This is a genomic window from Myxococcus sp. MH1 (assembly GCF_059738865.1).
In genome coordinates, this window is record NZ_AP026947.1 from 3,049,414 (window position 1) to 3,074,423 (window position 25,010).

General features: G+C 70.8%; 21 protein-coding genes. 15 read left to right on the forward strand and 6 right to left on the reverse strand.

Features of this window, described 5'->3' with window-relative positions:
- Positions 1–31: 31 nt before the first annotated feature.
- The 6 genes from AC6JA9_RS12510 to AC6JA9_RS12535 all read right to left on the reverse strand — a co-directional run bounded on the left by AC6JA9_RS12510 (position 32) and on the right by AC6JA9_RS12535 (position 6,368).
- A complete protein-coding gene (locus tag AC6JA9_RS12510; RefSeq protein WP_497959756.1) occupies positions 32–2,020 on the reverse strand; it encodes a serine/threonine-protein kinase in 1,989 nt (662 codons plus the stop codon).
- Between the two features lie 28 nt (positions 2,021–2,048).
- Positions 2,049–2,387, reverse strand: a complete 339-nt coding sequence (locus AC6JA9_RS12515; protein ID WP_141330386.1) for a DUF971 domain-containing protein — start codon at positions 2,385–2,387, stop codon at positions 2,049–2,051.
- A 72-nt stretch (positions 2,388–2,459) separates the two neighbouring features.
- The gene (locus tag AC6JA9_RS12520; protein WP_497959757.1) at positions 2,460–4,169 is read right to left on the reverse strand and encodes an HD domain-containing phosphohydrolase; all 1,710 of its coding nucleotides are present in this window, start codon (positions 4,167–4,169) and stop codon (positions 2,460–2,462) included.
- Between the two features lie 19 nt (positions 4,170–4,188).
- Positions 4,189–5,082, reverse strand: a complete 894-nt coding sequence (locus AC6JA9_RS12525; RefSeq protein ID WP_141330382.1) for a peptidoglycan-binding protein LysM — start codon at positions 5,080–5,082, stop codon at positions 4,189–4,191.
- Positions 5,079–5,528 carry a FecR domain-containing protein gene (locus AC6JA9_RS12530; protein WP_194869416.1) on the reverse strand — a complete coding sequence of 150 codons (450 nt, stop codon included), beginning with the start codon at positions 5,526–5,528 and terminating at the stop codon, positions 5,079–5,081. The genes AC6JA9_RS12525 and AC6JA9_RS12530 overlap by 4 nt, the downstream gene beginning before the upstream one ends.
- Before the next feature lie 36 nt (positions 5,529–5,564).
- Positions 5,565–6,368 (reverse strand): carbon-nitrogen hydrolase family protein, encoded by an 804-nt coding sequence (locus AC6JA9_RS12535; RefSeq protein ID WP_223748795.1) that lies wholly within the window; start codon positions 6,366–6,368, stop codon positions 5,565–5,567.
- A 209-nt stretch (positions 6,369–6,577) separates the two neighbouring features.
- Between AC6JA9_RS12535 and rimP the strand changes: the two genes are divergently transcribed.
- The 15 genes from rimP (at position 6,578) to purB (ending at position 24,989) form a co-directional block, all read left to right on the forward strand.
- A complete protein-coding gene (gene rimP / locus AC6JA9_RS12540; RefSeq protein ID WP_046712241.1) occupies positions 6,578–7,063 on the forward strand; it encodes a ribosome maturation factor RimP in 486 nt (161 codons plus the stop codon).
- A 60-nt stretch (positions 7,064–7,123) separates the two neighbouring features.
- Positions 7,124–8,824 (forward strand): transcription termination factor NusA, encoded by a 1,701-nt coding sequence (nusA, locus tag AC6JA9_RS12545; RefSeq protein WP_141330376.1) that lies wholly within the window; start codon positions 7,124–7,126, stop codon positions 8,822–8,824.
- Between the two features lie 80 nt (positions 8,825–8,904).
- Positions 8,905–9,123, forward strand: coding sequence for a YlxR family protein (locus AC6JA9_RS12550; protein WP_141330374.1), 219 nt, complete (start codon positions 8,905–8,907; stop codon positions 9,121–9,123).
- 137 nt (positions 9,124–9,260) lie between these two features.
- Entirely contained in the window at positions 9,261–12,458 is a 3,198-nt protein-coding gene (gene infB, locus AC6JA9_RS12555; RefSeq protein ID WP_223748796.1) for a translation initiation factor IF-2, read from the forward strand.
- Positions 12,459–12,569: 111 nt separating this feature from the next.
- Positions 12,570–13,187 carry a DUF503 domain-containing protein gene (locus AC6JA9_RS12560; protein ID WP_141329850.1) on the forward strand — a complete coding sequence of 206 codons (618 nt, stop codon included), beginning with the start codon at positions 12,570–12,572 and terminating at the stop codon, positions 13,185–13,187.
- Positions 13,184–13,543 carry a 30S ribosome-binding factor RbfA gene (rbfA, locus tag AC6JA9_RS12565; RefSeq protein ID WP_046712244.1) on the forward strand — a complete coding sequence of 120 codons (360 nt, stop codon included), beginning with the start codon at positions 13,184–13,186 and terminating at the stop codon, positions 13,541–13,543. The genes AC6JA9_RS12560 and rbfA overlap by 4 nt, the downstream gene beginning before the upstream one ends.
- 32 nt (positions 13,544–13,575) lie before the next feature.
- The gene (gene truB, locus AC6JA9_RS12570; RefSeq protein ID WP_497959760.1) at positions 13,576–14,448 is read left to right on the forward strand and encodes a tRNA pseudouridine(55) synthase TruB; all 873 of its coding nucleotides are present in this window, start codon (positions 13,576–13,578) and stop codon (positions 14,446–14,448) included.
- A 211-nt stretch (positions 14,449–14,659) separates the two neighbouring features.
- Positions 14,660–14,929 carry a 30S ribosomal protein S15 gene (rpsO, locus tag AC6JA9_RS12575; protein ID WP_044279503.1) on the forward strand — a complete coding sequence of 90 codons (270 nt, stop codon included), beginning with the start codon at positions 14,660–14,662 and terminating at the stop codon, positions 14,927–14,929.
- A 374-nt stretch (positions 14,930–15,303) separates the two neighbouring features.
- On the forward strand, positions 15,304–17,472 hold the full coding sequence (gene pnp / locus AC6JA9_RS12580; RefSeq protein WP_248544938.1) for a polyribonucleotide nucleotidyltransferase: 2,169 nt from the start codon (positions 15,304–15,306) through the stop codon (positions 17,470–17,472).
- A 163-nt stretch (positions 17,473–17,635) separates the two neighbouring features.
- The gene (locus tag AC6JA9_RS12585; protein ID WP_497960683.1) at positions 17,636–18,424 is read left to right on the forward strand and encodes a hypothetical protein; all 789 of its coding nucleotides are present in this window, start codon (positions 17,636–17,638) and stop codon (positions 18,422–18,424) included.
- Positions 18,425–18,433: 9 nt separating this feature from the next.
- On the forward strand, positions 18,434–19,444 hold the full coding sequence (locus AC6JA9_RS12590) for a M23 family metallopeptidase (RefSeq protein ID WP_497959762.1): 1,011 nt from the start codon (positions 18,434–18,436) through the stop codon (positions 19,442–19,444).
- A 121-nt stretch (positions 19,445–19,565) separates the two neighbouring features.
- Positions 19,566–20,021, forward strand: coding sequence for a dUTP diphosphatase (dut, locus tag AC6JA9_RS12595; protein WP_141329878.1), 456 nt, complete (start codon positions 19,566–19,568; stop codon positions 20,019–20,021).
- A gap of 119 nt (positions 20,022–20,140) precedes the next feature.
- The gene (locus tag AC6JA9_RS12600; RefSeq protein WP_497959764.1) at positions 20,141–22,738 is read left to right on the forward strand and encodes a protein kinase domain-containing protein; all 2,598 of its coding nucleotides are present in this window, start codon (positions 20,141–20,143) and stop codon (positions 22,736–22,738) included.
- Positions 22,735–23,679, forward strand: coding sequence for an ABC transporter substrate-binding protein (locus AC6JA9_RS12605; RefSeq protein ID WP_223748801.1), 945 nt, complete (start codon positions 22,735–22,737; stop codon positions 23,677–23,679). The genes AC6JA9_RS12600 and AC6JA9_RS12605 overlap by 4 nt, the downstream gene beginning before the upstream one ends.
- The gene (gene purB / locus AC6JA9_RS12610; protein WP_497959766.1) at positions 23,676–24,989 is read left to right on the forward strand and encodes an adenylosuccinate lyase; all 1,314 of its coding nucleotides are present in this window, start codon (positions 23,676–23,678) and stop codon (positions 24,987–24,989) included. The genes AC6JA9_RS12605 and purB overlap by 4 nt, the downstream gene beginning before the upstream one ends.
- The last annotated feature ends 21 nt before the right edge of the window (positions 24,990–25,010 follow it).

The window sequence follows — 25,010 nt, forward strand, 5'->3', positions numbered from 1 at the left end:
GTGCCTTGCGGCGGGCGGCCACCCATGTGGCTCACTTCTGGAGCGTCGCCTCGAGCCGCGCAGGCTCGCCTCCGGGGAAGGTGCCCTTCCACGGACGATAGCCCTTGAGCCGCACCTGCACGGCGACGGGGCCCTCGGGGTAGAGGTTGTCGAGCGCCAGCGGCGTCGTGCCCACCGGCTTGTCGCCAATCAACACCGTCGCGCCCGAGGGCTCGCTCGTGAGCATGAGCACGGGAGGAGGCATGGGGCGGTTGACGCTTGCCATGAGGCGATTCGCGACGGTGGTGCGGTGCGGCCACAGCCACACGCTGCCGCCCACGGCGACGGCCGCGCCCATGAGCAGGACCAGGCGACGTCCCCAGCGCCGAGGCGCCGCGGAGGCGGGGACCTCATCCCAGGTGCTCTCGGGACGAGGGGCTCGCTCCTCGAGCTCCAGTGAATCACCTCGCGCCTGCGTCACGCTCGGCGCCGAAGGGCGACGAGGCGCGGCGTCGATGCTGTCCGCGAGTGACGAGGTGGTGGTGTCCGCGCCGCTCGAAGCAGGTCCGGCACCGCGAGCATTCCTGGCAGGCGCGGCCAGCGCACTGGCACCCCGGAGCGAGCCCGAAGGCGTGTCTCCGGGAGCCACCTGACGTGAGGTGTCCGAGGCGCCGGGTGTCAGTGGCGCGCGGCCATCCACGGCCGGGGCTTCATCGTCCGCGGCGAGTAAGGCCCCCTGAGGTGCGAAGGGAGACTCCACGGAGGTGTCGAAGGCCCCCGGAGTCGGCGGCGCGAGCCGCTCGGCACAGACGGAGCAGGGCGCGCGCGCCGCGGACAGGAGCGAGCCACACCGCACGCAGCGATGCAGGAGCCGCCCGCTCGAACTCATCTCGATGCCCGCGGGCCCCGCCGCCTCGTCCTCCTCCGAGTCCATCGCATCCAGCGCCCGCGAATCCTCATTTCCAGGCGGTGCCCCGGTTCCCGCCGATGCACCCCGAGCGAGCGCCTCCGCGAGGGGCCCCATGCGCGTCGGCGCCGAGTGCGCGGAAGGGTCGTTCGTGGCGGGGCGCAGGCTCGCACTCGGACGCGACGGTGATGCACCACTCCTCGACCCCGCTCCTCCAGCCTTCTCCCTCAGCGTGGGAGGAGGTGGCAGGGCCTCGAGGAACGCGGTGAGTCCCTGCGCGCTCGCGGGTTCCCCCGTCTGCGCCAGCCACCTCGCGAGCACCTCACCGAGGGTCTCGGGCGTGGGGAAGCGGGCCTCGGGCGCGCGGGCGAGCATGCGCCGCACGATGTCCGCGAGGGACGCGGGAACCTCGGGAGGCAGTGGCGGCACGTCGCGCGACACGATGGCCAGCGCGACGGAGCCTCCCGACTCCGTGGTGGACGAGAACGGATGTGCGCCCGTGAGCAGCTCATGGAGCACGAGCCCCAGGGAGAACTGGTCACTCAACATGGTGGCGGGCTGGCCCTGGAGGACCTCGGGAGCGCTGTAGGCCTCCTTGCCCTTGAAGTGGCCGGGCGCGGTGTGGGACGCGCCGCTCAGCCGGGCGATGCCGAAGTCCGTCACCTTCACCTCACCCTCGCGGGACACGAGGATGTTGGACGGAGACACATCCCGGTGGGCCATGAGCAACGGCCGCCCCTCGTGGAGCTTGCGGTAGGCGTGGTGCAGCCCCGCGAGCACGTGGAGCGCGATGTGCGCGGCCAGGTGCGGCGGGAAGCGGCGCCCCAGCTTCGAGGTCTGGCGCAGCAGCACGCCCAGGTCCCACCCGTCCACCAGCTCCATCACCAGGAAGAGCCCCGAGGCGCTCTGGGCCACGTCGAACACGGTGGCGATGTTCTGGTGTTGCAACAGCGTGGCGAGTCGGGCCTCGGCCAGGAACATCCGCGCGATGTCGGGCTCCTGGGCCAGGTGGGGGAGGATGCGCTTGATGGCGACGGTGCGCTCGAAGCCCTCGGCGCCCTTCGCCACGCCGAGGAAGAGCTCCGCCATGCCGCCGGTGGCCAGGGGACTGACGAGCCGATAGCGTTCGTTCACGAGGAGTCGCTCCGGGCTCGTGGGCCCTTCAGGAGATGGGCTGCGTGACTTCTCGCAGGAGCTTCCAGGGGTAGATGCCGGTGGTGTGCCCGTCGCTGAAGTTGAACGCCAGCGCGTAGTTGCCCACCGGCTGCAGCTGCTTCACGCGCAGGTCCGCGGGCACCTTCGTCTGGTCCAGCGTGCGTTGGTTCGTCCACTCGTCCACGCAGGCCGCGCACGGGCACTGCTGGCGCAGCAGCTGCGCGGTGGCGGCGCTCCGGGCACCGTCATCCCACGTCAGCTCCAGGCGGGAGCCGTCCGGAGACAGGCGGGTGTCCGTCGCGGTGGCGGCGGGAGTCGAGGGCTTGATGCGGTCCCAGAAGCTCAACGTTGCACCTTTCAGAAGCTCAACAGCGGTGCGCCCTCCCTACCATCCTTCGGGCCTGGGGAGGCGCGGGACTCACGAGGCCAGCTTGACGGGCTGCCGGTGGCCCTCCAGCCGCACGCCCTTCTTGGCCAGCACCCGTCGCAGCGCGGCCACCACCTGCGGGTCCAACTGCGCGCCCGTGAGGGTGTCCAGAATCTCCATCGCCTTCTCCAGCGGCATGGCCTTCTGGTAGGGACGCGTCGACGTGCAGGCGTCGAAGGTGTCCGCGCACCCGACGATGCGGGCGAGCAGGGGGATGTCGTCGCCCTTGAGCCGGTCCGGGTAGCCGGTGCCGTCCCAGCGCTCGTGGTGGTGGCGCACGCACGCGCGCACCGCGCCCAGGAAGCTCACCGGGCCGATGATGGCGTCGCCGATGGCCGGGTGCTCGCGCATGATGGCCATCTCCTGGTCCGTCAGCTTCGTCTGCTTGCAGAGGATGGACTCGACGATGCCAATCTTGCCGATGTCGTGGAGGATGCCGCCGTACTGGAGCTGGCGCAGCTCGCGCTCGGTGAGGTTGAGCTCCCGGCCAATCTCCACCGCCACGTCGCCCACCCGCTGGCTGTGACCGCGCGTGTACGCGTCCTTCGAGTCGATGGAGTTGGCCAGCGCGACGATGGTCTCCAGGTAGCCCTTCTCCAGGCTCTCGTAGAGGCCGCGGTTCTCCAGGTCGTACGCGAGCAGCTGCTTGCTCATGTAGTTGAACGTCTGGGCCAGCTCCCCGACTTCGTTCTTCTGGGTGATCTTCACCTCGACGCCGAACTTGCCGCGCGCCAGCTCCAGCGCGCCCTCGGTGAAGACCTTGAGCGGCCGGGTGAGCGTGCGCGAGAAGAGCGCCGCCAGCACCAGCGCCACCAGGATGGCCGCGCCCAGCCCCACGAGGATGCGCCGCTCCATCGTCTCCACCTGGTGATAGGCGTGCTCCACGGGTTGCTCGGAGATGATGGCCCAGCCCGTCTCCGGGAGCACCGTGTACGCGGCCACCACCGCGTCGCGCCCCTCGCCGAAGTTGCCCACGTGGAACAGCTCCGCGTCGGGCGTGGTGGCCAGCTGTTGCAGCAGGTGGGCCACGGGGCTTCGCTGCGAGACGTCTCCGCCCAGCGCGCCCACGCCGCCTCCGCCCACGACGAGGCGCCCGCGGCGGTCTGTCAGGTACGCGAAGCCGGTGCTGCCCACGCGCTCCTGCTCGAGCATCTGCCGCAGCCCCGACAGCGACAGGTCCGCGGAGATGAAGCCCTTGACGGGCTCCCCCACGGAGAAGGCCACCGTCACGAGGGGCCCGGCTCCATTCGGGACCACCACGACGTCCGAGTAGCGCAGGGTCTCGATGCTGCTCTCGAGCAGCGCCCGGCTCCGCTCCTCGTGCGAGGCGAGCGCGGTGGGGGACACGTCATGCCGCGAGAAGGCCTGCAGCCCGGGCAGCCGCTTGCGGTCCGGACCGAAGACGGTGATGGCCAGCACCTCGCGGCGCTGTGAGAGCACTGCTCCCAGGTGCATCTGCTGCGCCTCGGTGGGCAGCGAGAAGAAGTTCGGCACGCGGGCCAGGCCCAGCACCGCGTCGGTGGGCTCGCCCAGGAAGTTCTCGGCCTTGAGCCGCAACTGCTTCACGCGCTCCTGCGCCAGCTCCTGGGCGTCGCGCACCAGCAGCTCGCGCGTATGGGAGACGGAGAGCCAGCCCACCATGAGGGTCGGGACGATGCTGACCACCAGCATCAAGAGGAGCATGGCTTTGAACAGGCGCACGGCGCGACTCCTCCAGCAACTACTCCCACGGCCCCGAACGGACCCTGACGGAGATGTTCTCGACCAGTTCGAACCGCCGCGCCCCGGAGGGCTCCGACCGGCCCGAGGCGCTCACGGCTCTCACCGTCCACCGATACCGTCCCGCCGGCAGCCGCGGCAGCTTCAGCTCGGCCACGGTGGAGGACAGGGTGAGCACGTTGGCGCCCGGCGCCTCCCGCGACACCTCGACCTCATAACGCTCGACGCCCGGCTGCGCCGCCCAGGAGAGCTTCACGGGCCCCAGGCCCACGCCCTTCGTGTCCGCCGGGTATTCGAGCCGCGCGCCCTCCGCGGGCTTCTCGGGCTGGGGCACGCTCGGCGGAGGGAGGGAAGGCGGACGCCCCTTCTCCACGAGCACCGTCTCGCCGGGGGCGACGGGGAGGGTGACGCCCTCGGCCTCCACGCGCACCGGTGGGCCCCGGGTGACGCTGACGGTGGTGGTGCCCGCGTCGGGCTCCACCTGGACACTGAAGGTAGAGGGCTGGGGCGCATGCCGCTGCGCCACCAGCGTGCCCGCGGCGTTGGCCGCCTCGGAGGCCTGCGCGTAACGCGCGGTGCGGAAGTGCACCTCCGCCTCCTTCAGACGGGTCTCCGCCTCCGCCGGTCCACCCGCGCTCCGGGCCCGGGCCACCAGCGTGCGCGCCGTCTCCAGCGCCTTGAGCGCCAGCGCCCGCTCCTGACCGGGCAGCTTCAGCCGCGTGCCGGGGGAGACCGCATCCGAGGACAGCGCGTTGAGCGCGCGCAGCTCCGCGGTGGCGCTCGCGTCTCCCAGGGCGCGCTCGGCCACGTCGCGCAGCGACTCCTGCGGCCCCACCACGGTGGTGTCGGGAGGCGCGGCGCACAGCCACGCGAACAGGAGCAGGGTCGTCCTCATTGGAAGACAATCTCCCTTCCCGCCTGGATGGTGGCCCCGGGCGTGGTGACGGATATCGAGTGCTCGGCGGGCTTCGGCAGCTCCGTGTCGATTCGGCCGCGCAGCACCGTGAGGTCCGTGCGCGAGCGCCCCGGCCTGGGCCGCGTCTCCGCGATGCCGATGAGCGAGTCGCCGCCCAGGTGCACCGTGCTGCCGTTGGCCGTGAAGACCAGGTCCGCGCCCGCGCCCGCCTCGGTGCGGACCTTGTCGTTCTCGAACAGGGGCACGCCGTCGCTGGCGGTGCTCCACTCGTCGGCCGTGGCGCGCTTGAGCTGGACGTTGCCCTTCAGTCCCCGCAGGTGAGCGCGCGGCACGGGCGCCGGCGCGAGCGTCGCCGCGGGCATGGCGGGCGCGTCCTCGGCGGTGCAGCCGAGCGGTGAAGCCGGGAGCGCGAGCACGAGCAGCATGGGCAGCCAGGGTCGACCATTCACGAGAATCCCAGGCTAATCCAATCGGCGGTGTCGCAGGCAGGGCAGGTCGCGTCGGATTCGTTTCAGGAGCTCCGGGTCGACCGGCGCCACGGCCAGTCCCTCGCCCTCCGAGGCGCGCGCCGTCACCAACCCCCACGGGTCCACCACCATGGCGTGGCCATACGTGAGCCGCTGCGCCGAGTGTCGGCCTCCCTGGGCGGGCGCCAGCACGTACGCCTGGTTCTCGATGGCCCGGGCTCGCAGCAGCACCTCCCAGTGGTCCTTCCCGGTCATCATCGTGAAGGCCGCCGGGACGGCCAGCAGCGTCGCCCCGTCCTTGGACAGCCGCCGGTAGAGTTCCGGGAACCGTAGGTCGTAGCAGATGGACATCCCCAGCCGGCCCACCGGTGTGTCCGCCGCCACCACCTCCGTCCCCGGCGCCACCGCCGCGGACTCCTGGTAGGTCGCACCATCGCCTACCTCCACGTCGAACAGGTGCATCTTGCGGTAGACGCCCAGCCGCTCACCCTCCGGGCCGAACAGGACGCTGGTGTTGTAGAGCCGACCGCCAGGGGCTCCGGCCTCCAGGACGCTGCCGGACAGGAGCGTCACGCGCAGCTCCCGGGCCAACTGGGCCATGCGGGACAGGGTGGGGCCCTCGAGCGTCTCGGCGGCGCCGGGGCGCTCGGCCTCGGGGCCCATCCAGGCGAAGTTCTCTGGCAGGCCCACCAGCCGGGCGCCCAGCTCACTGGCCCGTCGGACCAGCCGGGTGGCGACTTCCAGGTTGTGGGCCTTGTCGGCGGTGGACACCATCTGGGCGGCGGCGATGAGGTGCATGGGCCCGTTATAACGCCCGTGCCGGGCGCGGAACCCCTGGGAATTCCTGGCCCTGTTGGGCAGGTTTCAAGGGGCCCTAGAGGGAGCGTCCTTCCTTTACACCCCTCTGGGGGGTGTGTTACGGACGCGCCCGACATTTTTCGATGTGCACCTCGAAAAGTGGGCCGCCGTGCCCGCTTTTCGCGTTTTTGGAGTCTGGTTTCCCGGTTATGTCGGAGAAGAACCTCAAGCAGACGGTGGAGGAGCGGGCGAGCGCGGTGCTCGACCCCATCGTTGCGGGCGAGGGCCTGGAGCTCGTGGACCTGGAGTTCGTCCGGGAACGCGAAGGGTGGGTGCTGCGGCTCTTCATCGACAAGCCAGGGGGACGGGTGGGACTGGACGAGTGCAGTCAGGTTTCCCGCGCGGTGGACCCCATGCTGGACGTGGAGGATTTCATTCCCCACGAGTACAGCCTGGAGGTCTCCAGCCCTGGTGTGGACCGGCCGCTGAAGAAGCCGGCGCACTTCGAGCGGGTGGTCGGTCAGCGGGTGAAGGTGAAGACCTTCGGACCGTTGGGCGAGCCGCCGCGCAAGAACTTCGCCGGCAAGCTGGCCGGGGTGGCGGGCGACGGCATCTCGGTGGAGGTGGAAGGCGCCGGAACCTTCCACATCCTCTTCAAGGACATCGCGAAGGCGAACCTGGAGTTCGAGTTCTAGACGTCGACATACAGGGCACCCTGCCGCGCGGGGGGCCCGTGGCCCATTCAGGAGAAGACCATGCCCACGCAGCAAGCCAACCCGAGCGTCAACCTCAACCTCGTCCTGGACCAGGTCGCCAAGGACAAGGGCATCGACCGGGCTGTGCTGATTGCCACCCTCGAGGATGCGATGAAGACCGCGGCCAAGAAGCACTTTGGCCAGGACCGCAACCTCGAGGCCAAGTACGACCCCGAGAAGGGCGTGGTGGAGCTGTTCCAGGCCATCACCGTGGTGGAGGAGATCACCGACCCCGTGCAGGCGGTGAACCAGATCACCCTCGGTGAGTCCCACAAGAAGGGCATGGAGGTGGAGCCCGGCGACGAGCTCGTCTTCCAGATCTTCTACCGGGACGAGGACGCCAACGAGGCCAAGGCCCAGGACGACCAGTACGGCGACATCCTGCGCCTGAAGACCTTCCGCCGCGGCTTCGGCCGCATCGCGGCGCAGACGGCCAAGCAGGTCATCCTGCAGCGCACCCGCGACGCCGAGCGCGAGAACGTCTTCAACGAGTACAAGGACCGCAAGAACGAGATCGTCACCGGCATCGCCCGCCGGTTCGAGCGCGGCAACATCATCGTGGACCTGGGCCGCGCCGAGGCCGTCCTGCCGGTGCGCGAGCAGGTCCCGCGTGAGACGTACCGCCCGGGCGACCGCGTCCAGGCCTACGTGCTGGACGTGCTGCGCGAGTCCAAGGGCCCGCAGATCGTCCTGTCCCGCGCGTCGGTGAACCTGCTCACCAAGCTGTTCGAGATGGAGGTGCCCGAGATCGCCGAGGGCATCGTCGTCATCGAGGCCGCCGCGCGCGAGCCGGGTGGCCGCGCGAAGATCGCCGTCTCCAGCCGGGACTCGGACGTGGACCCGGTGGGCGCGTGCGTGGGCATGAAGGGCAGCCGCGTGCAGGCGGTGGTGCAGGAGCTGCGCGGGGAGAAGATCGACATCGTCCCGTACGACGAGGACCCGGCGCGCTTCGTGTGCTCGGCCCTGGCCCCCGCGGAGGTCAGCCGCGTCATCATCGACGAGGCCAATCACGCCATGGAGCTCATCGTCCCGGACGACCAGCTCAGCTTGGCCATCGGCCGGCGCGGCCAGAACGTGCGCCTGGCGGCCCAGCTGACGGGCTGGAAGCTGGACATCAACAGCGAGAGCCGCGTGCGGGAGATGCGCGAGTTCGCCAACCGCTCGCTGGGCGCGCTGCCGGGCGTCAACGAGATGCTGGTGGAGACGCTCTACGCGCACGGCTTCCGCCAGGCCCGCGACGTGGCCGAGGCCAACGCCGAGGTGCTGGCGCAGATCCCCGGCGTGGACCCCGCCCGCATCCCCTCCATGCAGGAGGCCGCCCGGAAGCGGATGGTCGAAGACCAGGCGGAGCTGTCCCGCATGGATTATGAAAGGGAGCAGGCCCGCATCGCCGAGGCGCGCCGCCACCCCGACGAGCTGAACCAGTCCGAGCGGATGGCGCGCGTGCGCGGCGTTGGCGAGAAGACCATCGAGCAGCTGCAGTCGTCCGGCTACCGCACGGTGGAGGACATCGCCAACGAGAAGGACCTCGCGAAGCTGGGCGACGTCCCGGGTGTGGGCATCAAGAAGGCCCGCCAGCTCAAGAGCGCGGCGGAGAACTACCTTGTGGAGGAGGCCAAGCTGCGCGCGGAGCTGAACGCCGAGCGCGGTATTTCGGCGGCGACCCTGGACGGTGGCGCGGAAGCCACCAAGTCGCCGTAAGCTAGAAGAGGAGAGGGGACGTGGGGCGCCCGACTGGCCGCTCGGAGCCAGCAGCAAGCGCGGAGTCAGGCCCGGTCCGGATGTGCGTCGGATGCGGGTCCAAGCGACCGCAAGCAGAGCTCACCCGGTTCGTGGTAGGCCCCGGGGGCGCCATCGTGGTGGACAGGGAGCGGCGGCTGCCCGGACGGGGCGCCTACCTGTGCGGTGTCGGTTGCATGACGGCAGCGCTGAAGCGGAAGGCATTTGCAAGGGCCTTTCGCGGGAAGGCGGGGTTGTTAGACCCGTCGCAGCTCGGGTAGGCAGAGCAGCCTGCGCCATGAGGGCGGAGGGGTGTTGGGGGGGAGTGGGTGTTAAGGACCACTCGCACACATTTTCGGGTTTGAGCTAGGGTGCTGCGCCCCGGAGTCGCCGGGTGTGGCAGGCCAACAAGGGCAATATGTCGAAGAAGCGCGTCCACGAAATCGCCAAGGAGCTCAAGGGCCACGGCATTGAGCTCGACAACAAGGAGGTCGTAAACGAGCTGTCCGCGCTCGGGTACGACGTCAAGAGCCATTCGTCCTCCCTCGATGACGACCAGGCGACCGCCGCCGTCCAGAAGATCCTGGACAAGCGCAAGCCGAAGCAGGCCGCGCCCCCCGTGACGGCGAAGGGGTTCGTGGTGCGCCGCAAGGTGGGCCCCCCCGCCGGCGCGTCGGGTGACGCGGGCATGGAGTCCCAGTCGGCTGACGCCGGGTACGAAGGTGTGCCCGAGTCCCTGCCGCCCGAGGCTCCGCCACAGGCCCCAAGCCACACCATCGAAGCGGCCCCGCCGACCGTCGAGGAGCCCCCTCGCCACGTCGAGCCGCCCGCGCCCGCCGTCGAGTCGGCCCCCGCCCCCGTGGCGGAGGCGGCTCCCGTCGCCGCCGCGCCCGTGACTCCGCCCGCCTCCACGGTGGCCGAGCCGCCCGCGCCCGTCGCATCCCCTGTCACAGCCGAGGCTCCCAAGGCCCCGGTCGAGGCGCCTCGTGCGCCTGTCGCCCCTCCCGCTGCCGCCGCGCAGCCGCGTCCCCCTTCTCAGGAGAGTACCCACTTGCCCCAACCCCCTCCGCGCTCGCCGGTTCCGCCGACTGTCCGGACGCCTTCCTCCCCGTCTTCGTCCGCGACCGTCGTGTCCCGAGGCCCCGCGCCGGGCTACGGGCAGCGGAGCGGTCCTCCGGGCAATCGCCCGGGTGGCCCCGGGGGGCCGGGTGGACGTCCCGGGGGGCCGGGCGGTCCGGGTGGACGCCCCGGTGGTCCGGGCGGTCCCGGTGGTGGGCGTCCGGGTGGTCCCGGCGGCCCGGGTGGGCGTCCGGGTGGCCCGGGGGGTCGTCCGAGCTATCCGTCGTACCAGGGCCAGGGCGCGCGTCCGGGCCAGGGTCCGGTGCGGCCCAGCACGTCTCCGTCCGCGCAGGCCTCGGCCGGCGGCACCGCCGCGCCGCAGGGGCCCACCATCATGGTGGGCGGTGTTCCCCACGCGCAGGTGACCCCCACGGGTGGCCAGGCGCGGCCCACGGCCACGCAGGCCGTCGTCATCTCGCGCCCGCTCATCCAGGTGCGGCGCGTGACGCCCACCGCGGGTCAGGCCAAGCAGTACCCCATGGCGCCGGGCCGCGCGGGCATCCCCGAGCGGCGTGAGTACAAGGTGGTCCCGGACCACCTGGGCCGTGGCCGCGAGCTGGTGGACGTCTCCAAGAACAAGGAGCGGGGCCAGCGCAAGCGCACCAGTGGCGATACGACCAGCGTGTCCAAGCAGGAACTGACGGACATGGTCTGGGGCCGCGTCACCATCCCCATCCGTGGCAAGAAGCGCAAGCCCACGAAGAAGGGCGCCAAGACGCAGATCACCCAGATGGCCGAGGAGAAGAAGGTCATCAAGCTGCAGGAGGGCATCTCGGTGTCCGACCTGGGCCAGCGCATGGGTGTGCGCACCGCGGAGATCATCAAGAAGCTGATGGGCCAGGGGAAGATGGCCACGGCGAACCAGATGGTGGACGCCGACACCGCCGAAATCCTCGCCACCGACTACGGGTGGAAGGTCGAGCGCGTGGGCTTCGAGGTGGAGGACTACCTGCCCGAGGTGGAGGCCCGTCCCGAGGACGAGCGTCCGCGTCCGCCGGTCGTCACCATCATGGGCCACGTCGACCACGGCAAGACGAGCCTCCTGGACGCCATCCGCAGCGCCAACGTGGCGTCGGGCGAGGCGGGCGGCATCACCCAGCACATCGGCGCGTACAGCATCACCACCGCGCGCGGTGACGTCACCTTCCTGGATACCCCGGGTCACGAGGCCTTCACGTCCATGCGCGCCCGCGGCGCCAACGTGACGGACATCGTGGTGCTGGTGGTGGCCGCCGACGACGGCGTGATGCCGCAGACGGTGGAGGCCATCAAGCACGCGAAGGCGGCCGAGGTGCCCATCGTCGTCGCCATCAACAAGATGGACGTGCCGGGCGCCAACCCGGACCGCGTGAAGAAGGACCTGGCCAACCACGAGCTCACCCCGGAAGAGTGGGGCGGCGACACCATCATGGTGCCCGTGTCGGCCAAGACGAAGCAGAACCTGGACCTGCTGCTGGAGAACCTGGCGCTGCAGGCCGAGGTCCTCGAGCTCACGTCCAACCCGAACCGTCCGTCGGTCGGCGCCATCATCGAGGCCAAGCTGGACCGCGGCCGTGGCCCGGTGGCCACGGTGCTGGTGCAGGAGGGCACGCTCAAGCTGGGTGACGCCGTCGTCACCGGCTCGCACTACGGCCGTGTCCGCGCGATGAACAACAGCCGCGGCGAGCAGGTGAAGGAAGTCAAGCCGGGCTACTGCGCGGAGGTCATCGGCCTGTCCGGTGTCCCCAGCGCGGGCGACGCCATCAACGTGGTGGCGGACGAGAAGGCGGCCAAGCAGATCGCCGAGCACCGCAACATGAAGGAGCGGCAGACCGAGCTGTCCAAGGTCAGCCGCGAGTCCCTGGAGCAGCTGTTCGCCAAGACGAAGGCGGGCGGTGGACCCAAGGAGCTGCGCGTCGTCATCAAGGCGGACGTGCAGGGCTCGGCGGAGGCCGTCAAGCAGGCCGTCCAGAAGCTGTCCACGCACAAGGTCAAGGTGGAGATCGTCCACACGGGCGTGGGCGCCATCACCGAGGGCGACGTGATGCGCGCGGCCGCCTCCAAGGGCGTGGTGCTCGGCTTCAACGTGCACCCGGAGTCCGGCGCGGAGGCCGCGGCCAAGGCGCAGGAAGTCACCCTGCAGAGCTACTCCATCATCTACGAGCTCATCGACGGGGTGCGCACGCAGATGGAGGGCCTGCTGGAGCCCATCCGCACGGAGAAGAAGCTGGGCCGCGCGGAGGTCCGCAACACCTTCAACGTCCCCCGCCTGGGCACCATCGCCGGCGCGGCGGTGCTGGATGGTGTGATGAAGCGCGGCGCCTTCGTGCGCCTCATGCGCGAGAACAAGCAGCTGTTCTCCGGCAAGATGGCGTCGCTGCGTCGCTTCAAGGACGACGTCAAGGAGGTCGCGCAGGGCTTCGAGTGCGGTATCGGCATCGAGAGCTTCAACGACCTCAAGGCCGGCGACATCATCGAGGCCTACGAGATCGAGGAGACCCGGCAGAGCCTCACCTAGTCGTCGCTCGACCGAGTCCTCTTCGCCTCCGGGAAGGCCCCACCTTCCCGGAATGGTTTCGCCCGGGAGACCTCGCGACTTCGCGGGGTCTTCCGAGGCCGGGGGATTGGCATGTTCGTGGGTGTCGCACGTCTGACCCTCCAGATTCCGGAGAGCGGCTCGCTGAAGTCGAAGCGGCAGGTGCTCCGCCGGGTGATGGACCGGGTGAAGGCCCGCTTCAACGTGGCCATGGCGGAGGTGGAGGACCAGGACCTCTGGCAGAAGGCCACGCTCGCTCTCTCGGTGGTGGGCAACGAGCGCCGCCACGTGGACGAGCAGCTCGAGAAGGTCATCCACTTCATCGAGGAGATGTACGTCGCCCCGCTGATGTCGCGGGAGACGGAGATACTCGCCTTCGGAGACCAGCTCTTCGCGGGAGGCCCTTCGCAGGCTTCCTCGCTCGGGGCGAAGTCCGCGCGGCAGGTGTTGGACGAGGAGGACGAGGCGCTGTCTCCGGAGGAGGCGGCGGCCGAGTCGGAGGCGGCGATTGCCCGCTTCCTCAGGGGTGAGCGGGCTTCGTTGGCGGAAGCCGAGGGGTTGGGAGATTGGGAGCGCCGTCATGACGGCGACAACGACGGTGGCCCCGGTACGGGCCGCCCGTCTCCGTCGGGCGGTGGACGGATGACGCTGGACGAGGCACGGGCTCGCGCCCGCGCCCTGCGCAACCCGCGAGACTGGGAGAAGAAATGACGACGCATTCCCGACCCGAGCGAGTGGGGCAGGAGATCCAGGCGGCGCTGGGGGCCTTGCTGGCCCGTGGCGAGCTGCGGGACCCCCGCATCGGCTTCATCACGATTACCGGCGTGAAGGTCTCCCCGGACCTGCGCGTGGCCCGTGTCTTCTATTCGATGATGGGCACGGCCGAGGAGCGCTCCGAGACGCAGAAGGGGCTGGAGGCGGCCAAGGGCTTCGTGCGCCGCGCCGTCACCGAGGCCGTCAACCTGCGGGTGTCGCCCGAGGTCTTCTTCTCCTTCGACGAGTCTGTCGGCGAGGGCGACAAGATCGACCGTCTGCTGCGCGAGGTCCGGAGCAAGGAAGGCTGGTAGTTCTGGCGCCAGCCCCACAATATTGAGCGGACATGGACGGCGTCCTCGTCATCGACAAGCCCACCGGCCCCACGTCCTTCGACGTGGTGCGACAGGTGCGCTCGCTGCTCAAGCTGAAGAAGGTGGGCCACACGGGGACCCTGGACCCCATGGCCACCGGGGTGCTGCCCCTGTGTCTGGGCGAGGCCACCAAGGTGGCGGGCTTCATCACCGAGGGCGACAAGGCCTACGACGCCACGGTGCGCCTGGGCGCGGAGACGGACACCCAGGACGCGGAAGGGCAGGTGACGGCCCGGGCGCCGGTGCCCGCGCTGACGCCCGCGCTGCTGGAGGCCGCGCTCGCGCGCTTCCGGGGGCCCTTCGAGCAGGTGCCGCCCATGTATTCGGCGGTGAAGGTGGCCGGCAAGCGCCTGTACGAGCTGGCCCGCGCGGGTGAAGAGGTGGAGCGCGCCGCCCGCCAGGTGACGGTGTACGAGCTGGTGCTGCGCGACTTCTCCGCGGACCGGCTCCACCTGTCCGTGCGCTGCTCCAAGGGCTTCTTCGTGCGCACCCTGGCCTTCGACCTGGGCCGCGCGCTGGGCTGCGGGGCGCACCTGGAAGCGCTGCGTCGCACCTCCAGCGGGCCCTTCACGCTGGCGCGGGCGCTGCCCCTGACGGACGTGGCGTCCCTGGCGAAGGAGGGCCTCCTGGCCCCGCGGCTGGTGTCGCTCTCCGACGCGCTGATGGACATGCCCGAGGTGCGGGTGAACGCGGACGAGGCGCGCCGCGTCTCCCACGGTGTTCCGGTGGAGGTCCCCGCCTCGCTCAAGCCCGGCCGCGTGCGGGTGATGGGACCGGACGGCGCGCTGCTCGCCGTGGCCGAGGGCGTGGGCGGGCGGCTGCGCTACCTGCGGGTGCTCGTCTAGGCGCCCCTTTGCGCCGGGTTGTGCGTCTTCTCACGCTCCCAGGCCTGGGGGGCGCACGGGCAGGCGTCCAAGGTTGACCCTGGGTAGGGCGAAGCTTATAAGCCCCCCGCTCGTTAGAAGCATGAGCATGAGACCCGGTCTGTACCCCTCCGCGGACCTGGGTGACTCAAGTGGTATCCACGCCGGAGCGGGACAGAAGGACGAGAATCACATGTCGCTGCATCAGGAGCGCAAGTCGGAGCTGGTGACGAAGTTCAGGACCCACGAGTCTGACACCGGGTCCCCCGAGGTGCAGGTGGCGCTGCTGTCCGAGCGCATCAACATGCTCACCGAGCACTTCAAGACGCACAAGAAGGACCACCACTCCCGCCGCGGTCTGCTGAAGCTGGTCGGTCAGCGTCGTCGGCTTCTGGACTACCTGAAGTCGAAGGACGTCACCCGGTACAAGAAGCTCATCGAGGGCCTCGGCATCCGCAAGTAGGCATCTCGGCAGCAAACGGGGCGCTGGTTCAACCAGCGCCCCGCGCGTTTGAGAAGGACGAAGCAGTTCGAGTCGCGGTGGGTGGTGGCGGGCGAGGGAGTGGTGCCGTCGGAGGTTTTGGTTTCCGTTCGGACCGGCTGACCTGGGGTGTGAGGTCGGCCGGTGCGATCAGGGATCAAAAGTTCCGGGACATCCCTCCGGCGCTCCGCAAGCGCCCTTCCGCAGTACAGGCTGGCGGTTGCCTGTCATGTGCCTTTTCGGGCCTTGGCGACCGCTCATACACCCCGAGGGCCCTCCCGGGGTGCCGGGTCCATTTGTCCTGGACCGGGTGCGTGCGGTGGGGTCCTCGCCCGAAGCAATACCGAGGCAAGGACATGTTGAAGAAGAGCGTCAAGATTGGCGAGAGCGAGCTGAGCATCGAGACGGGCCGTCTGGCCAAGCAGGCCGATGGCTCCGTGGTGGTCCGCTATGGCGACACCATGCTGCTCGTGACGGCGGTGAGCGCGCGGGAGAAGAAGGACATCGACTTCCTGCCGCTGACGGTGGAGTACCAGGAGAAGCTGTACTCGGCGGGTCGCATCCCCGGCAGCTACTTCAAGCGCGAGGGCCGGCTGACGGAGAAGGAGACGCTGGCCAGCCGCCTGGTGGACCGCTCCATGCGTCCGCTGTTCCCGGAAGGCTACGCGTACGAGACGCAGATCATCGCCAGCGTCATCTCCGCGGACCCGGAGAACGAGGGTGACGTGCACGGCATCACCGGCGCCTCCGCGGCGCTGTGGGTGTCGGACATCCCGTTCGACGGTCCCCTCGCGGGCATCCGCGTGGGCCGCGTGGGCGGTCAGCTGGTGGCCAACCCCACCGCGAAGCAGCGTGAGCAGAGCGACCTGGACCTGGTCATGGCGGTCAGCCGCAAGGCCATCGTCATGGTGGAGGGTGGCGCGGAGGAGGTGTCCGAGCCCGACATGGTCGCCGCGCTGGAGTTCGGCTTCCAGTCCGCCCAGCCCGCGTTGGACCTGCAGGACGAGCTGCGCCGCGCGCTGAACAAGCAGGTGCGCTCGTTCGACAAGCCGGCCTCCGTGGACGAGGCCCTGCGCGGCAAGGTGCGCGAGCTGTCGATGGACGGCATCAAGGCCGGCTACGCCATCAAGGAGAAGGGCGCGCGCTACGAGGCGCTCTCCAAGACGAAGAAGGAGACGCTCGCCAAGCTCAAGGAGCAGCTTGCGGAGGCCTACACGCCGCTGGTGGAGAAGCACGCCAAGCAGGTGGTGGAAGACCTCAAGTACGAGCACATGCGCGAGATGACGGTCAACGGTGGCCGCATCGGCGACCGTGGCCACGACGTGGTCCGCTCCATCACGTGCGAGGTGGGCGTGCTCCCGCGCACCCACGGCAGCGCGGTGTTCACCCGTGGCGAGACGCAGGCGCTCGTGGTGGCGACGCTGGGCACCAGCGAGGACGAGCAGCGCCTGGAGATGCTCGGAGGCATGTCCTTCAAGCGCTTCATGCTGCACTACAACTTCCCCCCGTTCAGCGTGAACGAGACCAAGCCGCTGCGCGGCCCGGGCCGTCGTGAAATCGGCCACGGCGCGCTGGCGGAGCGCGCGCTGCGCAACATGGTGCCCAAGAGCGAGTCGTTCCCATACACGGTGCGCCTCGTCTCCGACATCCTCGAGTCCAACGGCTCCTCCTCCATGGCCTCCGTGTGCGGTGGCACGCTGGCGCTGATGGACGCGGGCGTCCCCATCAAGTCGCCGGTGGCCGGCATCGCCATGGGCCTGGTGAAGGAGGGCGAGAAGATCGCCATCCTGTCCGACATCCTCGGTGACGAGGACCACCTGGGCGACATGGACTTCAAGGTGTGCGGCACCACCAAGGGCATCACCTCCATCCAGATGGACATCAAGATCACCGGTCTCACCACGGAGATCATGAGCCGCGCGCTGGAGCAGGCGCGTCAGGGCCGCCTCCACATCCTGGATGAGATGCTCAAGACGCTGGCGCAGCCGCGCAAGGAGATCAGCCAGTACGCTCCTCGCATCACGACCATCCAGATTCGTCCCGAGTTCATCAAGAACGTCATCGGGCCGGGCGGCAAGGTCATCAAGGACATCATCGCGCGCACCGGCGCGGCGATTAACATCGAGGACTCCGGCCGGGTGGACATCGCCAGCGCGAACGGCGAGGCCGTGAAGGCCGCCATCGCGATGATCCAGGCGCTGACCCGCGAGGCGGAGATCGGGAAGATCTACACGGGCACGGTGCGGAAGATCGCCGAGTTCGGCGCCTTCGTGGAGCTGTTCCCGGGCACCGACGGCCTCATCCACATCTCCGAGCTGTCCGACAAGCGCGTCAAGAGCGTCTCCGACGTGCTGAAGGAGGGCGACGAGGTGCTGGTGAAGGTCGTCAGCATCGACAAGACGGGCAAGATCCGTCTGTCGCGCAAGGAAGCGATGGCGGAGCGCGCGGCGGCCCAGCAGGGCGCGGCCGACGCGGTCGCCGCCCAGCCGTCTCCCGAGGCCACGCAGCCCAACGCCAAGGCGTGATGCCCCTGGGCACCCGGGCCCGCTCGTAGGGCCTCCGGGCAGCCTCGCACCCCCTTCCGCCACTCGCGCGGGAGGGGGTGTTTTCGATTCCAGGGAGACTGGCTTAGACCTGGACGGGGGGCGCGTGCGTTGGAGGTGCGAGCCCCGCTTCCCGGAGGCCCTGTTGCCGCCTGCTCCACCGCCCAGCTCCACTGGATTCGTCACCGACGTCTCGCGCCTGTTGGGGGCCTTCCGGTGGGCGTTCATGCCGCTGGGGCTGCTCGCGCTCGTCGCGGTGGGCGTGCACGCGGCGGCCGACACGCTGGATGACCGGCTCTTGTCGCTGGTGGACCGCGCGGACGCGGCCTTCGACGGGGTGGTGGGCCGCTACGATTTGACGGCGCCCATGGTGGAGTGGGTGTCGCTGGAGCTGCGCACGGAGATCGCGCGGGCCCTGGCCCTCATGTGGGAGCTGGCCGCGGACCTGGTGCTGGCGCTGCCCGCGCTGGGCTACCGCGAGGCGGCGGCCGCCAGGCCCGCGGAGGCGTGGCGCGTGGCGCTGGAGGGGAAGCAGGCCCAGCCCTCGTGGCGCGCGTTGTGGCGGCGGTGTCTGCGTCAGCCCACGCCCATGCGGTGGCTCCGGCCCCTGTCCACGGCGGCGGTGGTGGTGGCGGGCGCGTGCACGGTGGCGCGGCTCCTCCAGGGCACGGTGTACCTCTCCTGGCGCGAGCTGATGGGAGACCGCGTGGCGGACGGGGGCGCGCGCGGACTGGCGCTCGTGGTGCTCGTGGGCGTGCTGGCCACGCTGGGCTGGCGCGCGGTGCTGCGAAACCTCCAGCACGCGGACGAGGCCTGCGCGAGCGTGTCCGGACGCAAGGCCTTCACCCGCGGCCTGCTCGGGTGCGCGGTGGTGGCGCCGCTGGCGGTGGCCGCGGTGCTGGACGCTTCTCCACTGCTGTCCTTCCTTCGCTAGGGGCCCGACATGTTTCCGCGCCAGGCCCGAGGCCTGCTGGACTTCTTGATGGCGGTGCTGTGCGTGTGGACGGCGTACCACCACACGCCCGCGGGCGCGCTGGTGCGCAAGGCCTCCGCGTGGGCCTTCTCCACGAAGAGCACCGCGCGCCCGCTGCTCGCGTACTACGACGGCGTGACGGGCACCTCGCTGGCGGCGCCCGTGCTCGCGCCCGAAGTCTCCATCGTGCGTCCGCTGACGGACGCCGAGGCCCTGGCGTGGGGCACGCACTTGGCGCTCAAGGGCCTGGATGCGCGGGCGCGCGAGCCCTCCTTGACGCTGGCCCAGGAGCTGGGCATCCCGATGGCGACGCTGCTGGACCCGGTGGAGGGCCCTCGCGCCGCGCGCAGGCTGCACGCGGCGCTGGCAGGGGACTTCCCCCAGGAGGAGGCGCGGCTGGCCGCCCTCTTCGTCGGCCGCGTCCCCGCCCGCTATGCCGTGGAGCGCGTGGCGGCGGAGGGGCGCGCTCCGACGCTGGAGGCGCTGAACCGTCAGCTGCCGCCGGGCTTCGAGGGGGCGTCCGTCGGCGCGGCGCAGGCGCTCGCCTTGTCCACGACGTTCGGCCTGGGCTGGCCCGTGTACGAGAGCGCCCGCGTGACGAGCCCCTTCGGCGAGCGCCACCACCCCGTGTTGGGCACCCGGAAGATGCACACGGGCGTGGACCTGGGCGTGCCCGTCGGCACGGAGGTCTCCGCGGTGGCCGAAGCCGTGGTGCGGCGCGCGAGCGAGGACGCGGTGAACGGCCGCGTGCTCGTCCTGGACCACGGGCGCGGGGTGACGACGGCGTACTGCCACAACTCGGAGCTGCTGGTGCGGGTGGGCGAGAAGGTGACGCGGGGGCAGCTCATCGCCCGCTCCGGCAACACCGGGCGCTCCACCGGACCTCATCTGCACTATCAGCTCGAGCTGGCCTCCCGGCCCATGGACCCGCTCAAGTTCCGCGCCACGGTGCGCGCCATGTCCCAGGACACCGCGCCCTGAGCGCGTCCGGGCCGGGCTTCCGGACCTGGAAGCCTGCCCGAGCCTGTCGTCCCTTCCGGAGACAACCCGTGACGTCGGCGCGGGAACTGGAGACGGGGCAGGCGTGTGGTACATCCACGCCATGGCCTCGCCCTTGATTGTGCAGGTGCGCCGTGTGCGGGCGCATCCGGAGCCCTTGCCGCTTCCCCGCTACGAGACGGAGCTCGCCGCCGGGCTGGACCTGCGCGCCGACATCGACGGGGAGCGGGTGCTCCGGCCCCTGGAGCGGATGGCGGTGCCCACGGGGCTCGCGCTGGGGTTGCCCCCGGGCTACGAGGGGCAGGTGCGGCCCCGCTCCGGGCTGGCGCTGCGCCACGGGGTGACGCTGCTCAACGCGCCCGGGACGGTGGACGCGGACTACCGGGGGGAGGTGCAGGTCCTGCTGGTCAACCTCTCCAGCGAGCCCTTCACCCTGCGTCGGGGCGACCGGGTGGCCCAGCTGGTGGTGGCGCCGGTGACCTCCGTCGGCCTGTCGGAAGTCGAGGTCCTCGACGCGACGGCGCGGGGGGGGAATGGTTTCGGCTCCACCGGCCGCTAGGCCGTTCGTCGGAAGGCCCCGGCATCGTTCCTTGATGACAGGGGAGCGTGCAGAATAAGAGGCCTGGACCGCGTCCCCGCCTGCGGTCCCCCTCGACCGGCCCCTGGAGTCCGACTGCTTTGCTCTGCTACCGCTGCGGCAGCCACGTCCCCGAGACGACCGACACCTGTCCCACCTGCGGGATGAAGTACGACGCGACCGCTCGCCAGGCGGCCGGCGTCGCTCGCAAGCGTGGATTGGAAGGCGCCCCCTACAAGCCGGGGGACGTCCTCGCCGGCCGCTACGCCATCCAGGAGGTGGTGGGCTCCGGCCCCATGGGCTTCGTCTTCCGCGCGCAGGACCAGGAGATCGACGTCGAGGTCGCCCTGAAGACGGTGCACCCGCGCCTGGTCCAGCAGCCCGAGGAGCGCACCCAGTTCTCGTTCTCCATGCGGGTGGGCAAGAAGCTCAACCACCCGAACCTGCTGCGCGTCTACGAGGAGGGGCTCGACGGCGAGCGGCCCTTCTTCACCATGCAGCTCCTGGAGGGCATGACGCTGCGGCGGATGATGGAGCAGCGCGCCTCGCGCGGGCAGCTCTTCTCGCTCAAGGACGTGGAGCCGCTGCTCGCGCAGATGGCGGCGGCGCTCGACGCGGCCCACCGCTTCGGCCCGCACTCCGACCTCAAGCCCGAGAACGTCATCGTCCTGCCGGACCTGCTGAAGGTGACGGACTACGGCCTGGGGCTCGCCGTGCCGCAGCTGCCCTTCGTCCAGGCGCAGAAGAGCCACCGCGCGGAGGTCTACATCGCTCCGGAGTACGTCGCGGGCGGTGAGCTGGACACGCGCATGGACGTGTACTCGCTGGGCGTCATCATGGGCGAGATGCTCACCGGCCTGGTCCCCACCGAGGGCGTGGTTCCGGGGCTGACGTCGCTGCACCCGGACCTGCCCACCTCCTTCGAGGCGCTCTACCGCCGCGCGCTCAACATCAATCCGCTGGCGCGGCCGAAGTCGGCCGGCGAGCTGCACGCCGAGTTCGCCAGCATCCTCTCGCGCTCCCCGCCCGCCGTCGTCACGCGCGTGCGTGGCGTGCCTCCGCCCTCGGGCTCAGCGCAGGCCGCGGCCATCCGCATGTCGGCCCGGCCTCCGCCGCCGGTGCCCACGGGCATGATGCCGGCGGCCACGGGCAGCGTGAGCATCCCGCCCCGGGCCACGTCGCACGAGGAGGAGCCGCCTCCGCCGGACGCCACCCAGCCGCTCGACGCCGCGACGCTCGCCGCCATCATCGGCGCCAATCCCACCGCGTCCCATCAACACCTCACCGAGCAGGCGCTGCCGTTCATCACCGCGTCCGCGGCGAAGGCCGCCACGGAGTCCGCGCGCGCCGAGCCTCCCGCGGGCGCCCGGGGCTCGCCGGAGTCCATCATCTTCGCGCGCTCCCCGGCCGCGGAGCCGGCCCCCGTCGCGGGGTCGCGAGGCGCGTCGGAGCCGGTCATCTTCGCGCGCTCGTCCGCCGCGGAGCCCTCCGCTCCGGCGGGGGCACGAGGCTCGCCGGAGTCCATCATCTTCGCGCGCTCCCCGGCCGCGGAGCCCTCGCAGCCGGGGCAGCCCTCGGCGCGGCCGGCGCCACGGGGCTTGGGGCAGGCGGCCTCGGCGCAGCCCCGCTCGTCGCAGCGGGCGCCGTCGTCGGGGGAGGAGCAGGAGCCCGGGCCTTCCGACTCGGGGCCCCGCGCCGCGCCCGCGGGCAGACCGCTGGCGCGCACGCTGGACGCGGCGCCGGCGGTGCCGGTGCCGAGCATCCGGACGGCCCGCACGTTGGAGACCACGCCCGCGATGTCCGGCGCCCGCACCGCGCCGCGCTCCCTCGATGGCTCCCCGTCGATGTCGGGCGCTCGCACGGGGCCGCGTATCGCGCCCACCCAGCGCGCCACCCGGCCCCAGAAGTCCTCGTCCGCGCGGCGTCGCTCCATGTTCGTGTGGATGGCGGTGCTGATTGTCGGCGGGCTCGCGCTGGGCGGTGGCGGTGGCTTCCTGTTCCTGCGCTACTGGGAGGCGCGTCAGGCCGCGAAGGCCCAGGCGCCGGTCCCGTCGGCGCTCGCGACGGGGAACCCGGGCACTGACGTGGACGCGCCACCCGTCGTCGCGCTCGCGGACAAGTGTCCGCCGGAGATGCGGCTGGTGAGTGGTGGCGCCTTCCGGCGAGGCAAGTCCAAGCTGGACAACCTGGCGAAGGTGGACGAGCCCGACCAGGAGAGCGTCCAGCTGCCCTCCTTCTGCATCGACGAGTTCGAGCACCCGAACCAGTCGGGCGCGCTCCCCACGGTGAGCGTCACCTGGGAGAAGGCCAAGTCGCTGTGCGAGGCCGGGGGCAAGCGCCTGTGCAGCGAGGACGAGTGGGAGAAGGCATGCAAGGGACCGGGCCACGCGCGCTTCCCGCACGGCAACGATTACGTTCAGGGCACGTGCAACGCCAAGGTCAATCGGGTCGAGTCGGAGACGGCGCTCGCTCCCTCTGGGGCACACCCCGGCTGCGTGTCGGGCTATGGGGTGGTGGACCTCTCCGGCAACGCGGCCGAGTGGACCTCGGCCCGAATCGGGCAGAAGGGGGTCGTCCAGCGGGGCGGCGCCTTCAACCAGCACTACGAGGAGTCGCGCTGCAGCGCGCGCGCCTTCGGCCCTCCCGAGAAGGCCTCCGCCACGGTGGGCTTCCGCTGCTGCACGAGCACGCAGCCATGAGCCGCCTGGCCCTCGCGCTCCTGCTCTGTCTGGCGCCCGCGCTGGCCTGGGCCCAGAAGGGCGGCCGTCCGCAGGTGGTGGCGGTGAAGTCCGCCAACCTGGCGCCCTACACCTCGCTGCTCGCGGGCTTCTCCGCGGAGGCGCGCGCCGAGGTCCAGGAGATGACGCTCGACGAGAGTCCGGGCGCGGCCGCGCGCATCTTCAAGAAGCTGGCGGCGCAGAAGCCGGCGCTCATCCTGGCGCTGGGCCCGCTGGCCGCCAACGCCGCCCGCCGCTCGCTGGGCGAGGACGTGCCCGTCCTCTTCGCCATGGTGCCGTACTACGAGAAGTACGGCCTGGAGGGCCCCAACGTCACCGGCATCTCGCTCACCAGTGACCTGGGGCCGGAGCTGGAGGGGCTGCTCGCGGTGGCGCCCAAGGCCAAGCGCGTAGGCATGGTGCACGACCCGCGCTTCTCCGCGAGCACGGTGGCGCTGGCGCAGGCCGCCGCCGCCGCGCGGGGCCTGTCCATCCTCGCGCTGGAGGTGGACTCGCCGGGCAAGGTGGCCAAGGCGCTCGAGGGCGCCGCGGGCCGGGTCGACGCGATGCTGATGGTGGCTGACAAGACGGTGGGCAACGCGGCCGTGGTGCAGGAGCTCATCGCCTTCACGCACGCGAAGCGGCTGCCGCTCGTCGCGCTCACCCCCAGCCAGGTGAAGGAGGGCGCCACGCTGGCCCTGTCCCCCAGCCCGCTGACCATCGGTCTGCAGGCGGGCCGGCTGGCCAACCGCATCATCCACGAGAAGGTCGACCCGGGAGCGCTGGCGGTGGCGCAGCCCGAGGGGTTGGACCTGTCCGTCAACCTCAGCACCGCCAGGAAGTTGGGTCCGTCCTCCGAGTCCGTACTGGAGCTGCTCCGGTTCGCGGCGCGGAAGGACTTTGCCGTGAAGGTCTACGAGTGATTCCGCGATACAGCCGACAGGAGATGTCCAACCTCTGGTCCGACGTGGCCCGCTACCGCCGCTGGCGGGACGTGGAGCTCGCCGCGCTGGAGGGGATGGTGGAGGCGGGGCTGGCCCCTCGCGAGGCGCTGGAGGACTGCGTCGCGCGCGCCGGGGACTTCACCCCCGAGGACGCCGCGCGCATCGAGGACATCGAGCGCACGACCAAGCACGACGTCATCGCCTTCCTCACCTTCATGGAGGAGCGGGTGGGGCCCAGCGCGCGCTGGCTGCACCTGGGCATGACGTCCTCGGACGTGCTGGACACGGCGCTGGCGCTGACGCTGCGCGACGCGGTGGACCTCATCCTCCAGGACCTGGAGCGGGTGAGGTCGGCGGTGGAGAAGCGCGCCTTCGAGCACAAGCACACGCTGCAGATGGGCCGCAGCCACGGCATCCACGCGGAGCCGGTGACGTTCGGCCACAAGCTGGCCATCTGGTACGACGAGCTGGGCCGCGCGCGCACGCGCCTGCTCCACGCGCGTGAGAGCATCGCCGTGGGGAAGATCTCCGGCGCGGTGGGCACCTTCGCGCACCTGCCTCCGGCCGTGGAGGAGCGCGTCTGCGCGAAGCTGGGCCTGAAGCACGCCCCCGCCTCCAGCCAGGTGGTGCAGCGTGACCGGCACGCGGAGTTCTTCACGGCGCTGGCGCTGCTCGGCGCGAGCATCGAGAAGTTCGCGGTGGAGATCCGCCACCTGCAGCGCACCGAGGTGCGCGAGGCGGAGGAGCCCTTCACCGCCGGGCAGAAGGGCTCCAGCGCGATGCCCCACAAGCGAAACCCCATCCTCTCGGAGAACCTCACGGGACTGGCGCGCCTGCTCCGCGGCTACGCGGTGAGCGCCATGGAGGACGTGGCGCTGTGGCACGAGCGCGACATCTCGCACTCGTCCGTGGAGCGCGTCATCGGCCCGGACGCCACCATCCTCGCGGACTTCATGCTGGTGCGCTTCGCGCGGCTCATGGAGGACCTGCGCGTCTACCCCGAGCAGATGAAGAAGAACCTGGACCTGCTCGGCGGCGTGGTGAACTCGCAGCGGCTGCTGTTGGAGCTGGCGCGCAAGGGCATGGACCGGCAGGCCGCCTACGTCATCGTCCAGCGCAACGCGATGAAGCTCTACGAGCAGGGCGTGGACTTCCGGCAGGCGCTGCTCGCGGACGCGGACCTGCTCAAGATGATGACGCCCGAGGAGATCAACGACTGCTTCTCCCCGGGCTACCACACGCGGCACATGGACGACATCTTCCGCCGCGTCTTCGGCCGGAGCGAGTAGGTCGCTCCCGGCCGCGCGCTG

Coding starts and splice junctions, on each gene's coding strand:
- AC6JA9_RS12525 (WP_141330382.1), bottom strand. CDS start 5,082: ATGAGGACGACCCTGCTCCTGTTCGCGTGGCTGTGCGCCGCGCCTCCC.
- AC6JA9_RS12530 (WP_194869416.1), bottom strand. CDS start 5,528: ATGCTGCTCGTGCTCGCGCTCCCGGCTTCACCGCTCGGCTGCACCGCC.
- AC6JA9_RS12535 (WP_223748795.1), bottom strand. CDS start 6,368: ATGCACCTCATCGCCGCCGCCCAGATGGTGTCCACCGCCGACAAGGCC.
- rimP (WP_046712241.1), top strand. CDS start 6,578: ATGTCGGAGAAGAACCTCAAGCAGACGGTGGAGGAGCGGGCGAGCGCG.
- nusA (WP_141330376.1), top strand. CDS start 7,124: ATGCCCACGCAGCAAGCCAACCCGAGCGTCAACCTCAACCTCGTCCTG.
- AC6JA9_RS12550 (WP_141330374.1), top strand. CDS start 8,905: ATGTGCGTCGGATGCGGGTCCAAGCGACCGCAAGCAGAGCTCACCCGG.
- infB (WP_223748796.1), top strand. CDS start 9,261: ATGTCGAAGAAGCGCGTCCACGAAATCGCCAAGGAGCTCAAGGGCCAC.
- AC6JA9_RS12560 (WP_141329850.1), top strand. CDS start 12,570: ATGTTCGTGGGTGTCGCACGTCTGACCCTCCAGATTCCGGAGAGCGGC.
- rbfA (WP_046712244.1), top strand. CDS start 13,184: ATGACGACGCATTCCCGACCCGAGCGAGTGGGGCAGGAGATCCAGGCG.
- truB (WP_497959760.1), top strand. CDS start 13,576: ATGGACGGCGTCCTCGTCATCGACAAGCCCACCGGCCCCACGTCCTTC.
- rpsO (WP_044279503.1), top strand. CDS start 14,660: ATGTCGCTGCATCAGGAGCGCAAGTCGGAGCTGGTGACGAAGTTCAGG.
- pnp (WP_248544938.1), top strand. CDS start 15,304: ATGTTGAAGAAGAGCGTCAAGATTGGCGAGAGCGAGCTGAGCATCGAG.
- AC6JA9_RS12590 (WP_497959762.1), top strand. CDS start 18,434: ATGTTTCCGCGCCAGGCCCGAGGCCTGCTGGACTTCTTGATGGCGGTG.
- dut (WP_141329878.1), top strand. CDS start 19,566: ATGGCCTCGCCCTTGATTGTGCAGGTGCGCCGTGTGCGGGCGCATCCG.
- AC6JA9_RS12605 (WP_223748801.1), top strand. CDS start 22,735: ATGAGCCGCCTGGCCCTCGCGCTCCTGCTCTGTCTGGCGCCCGCGCTG.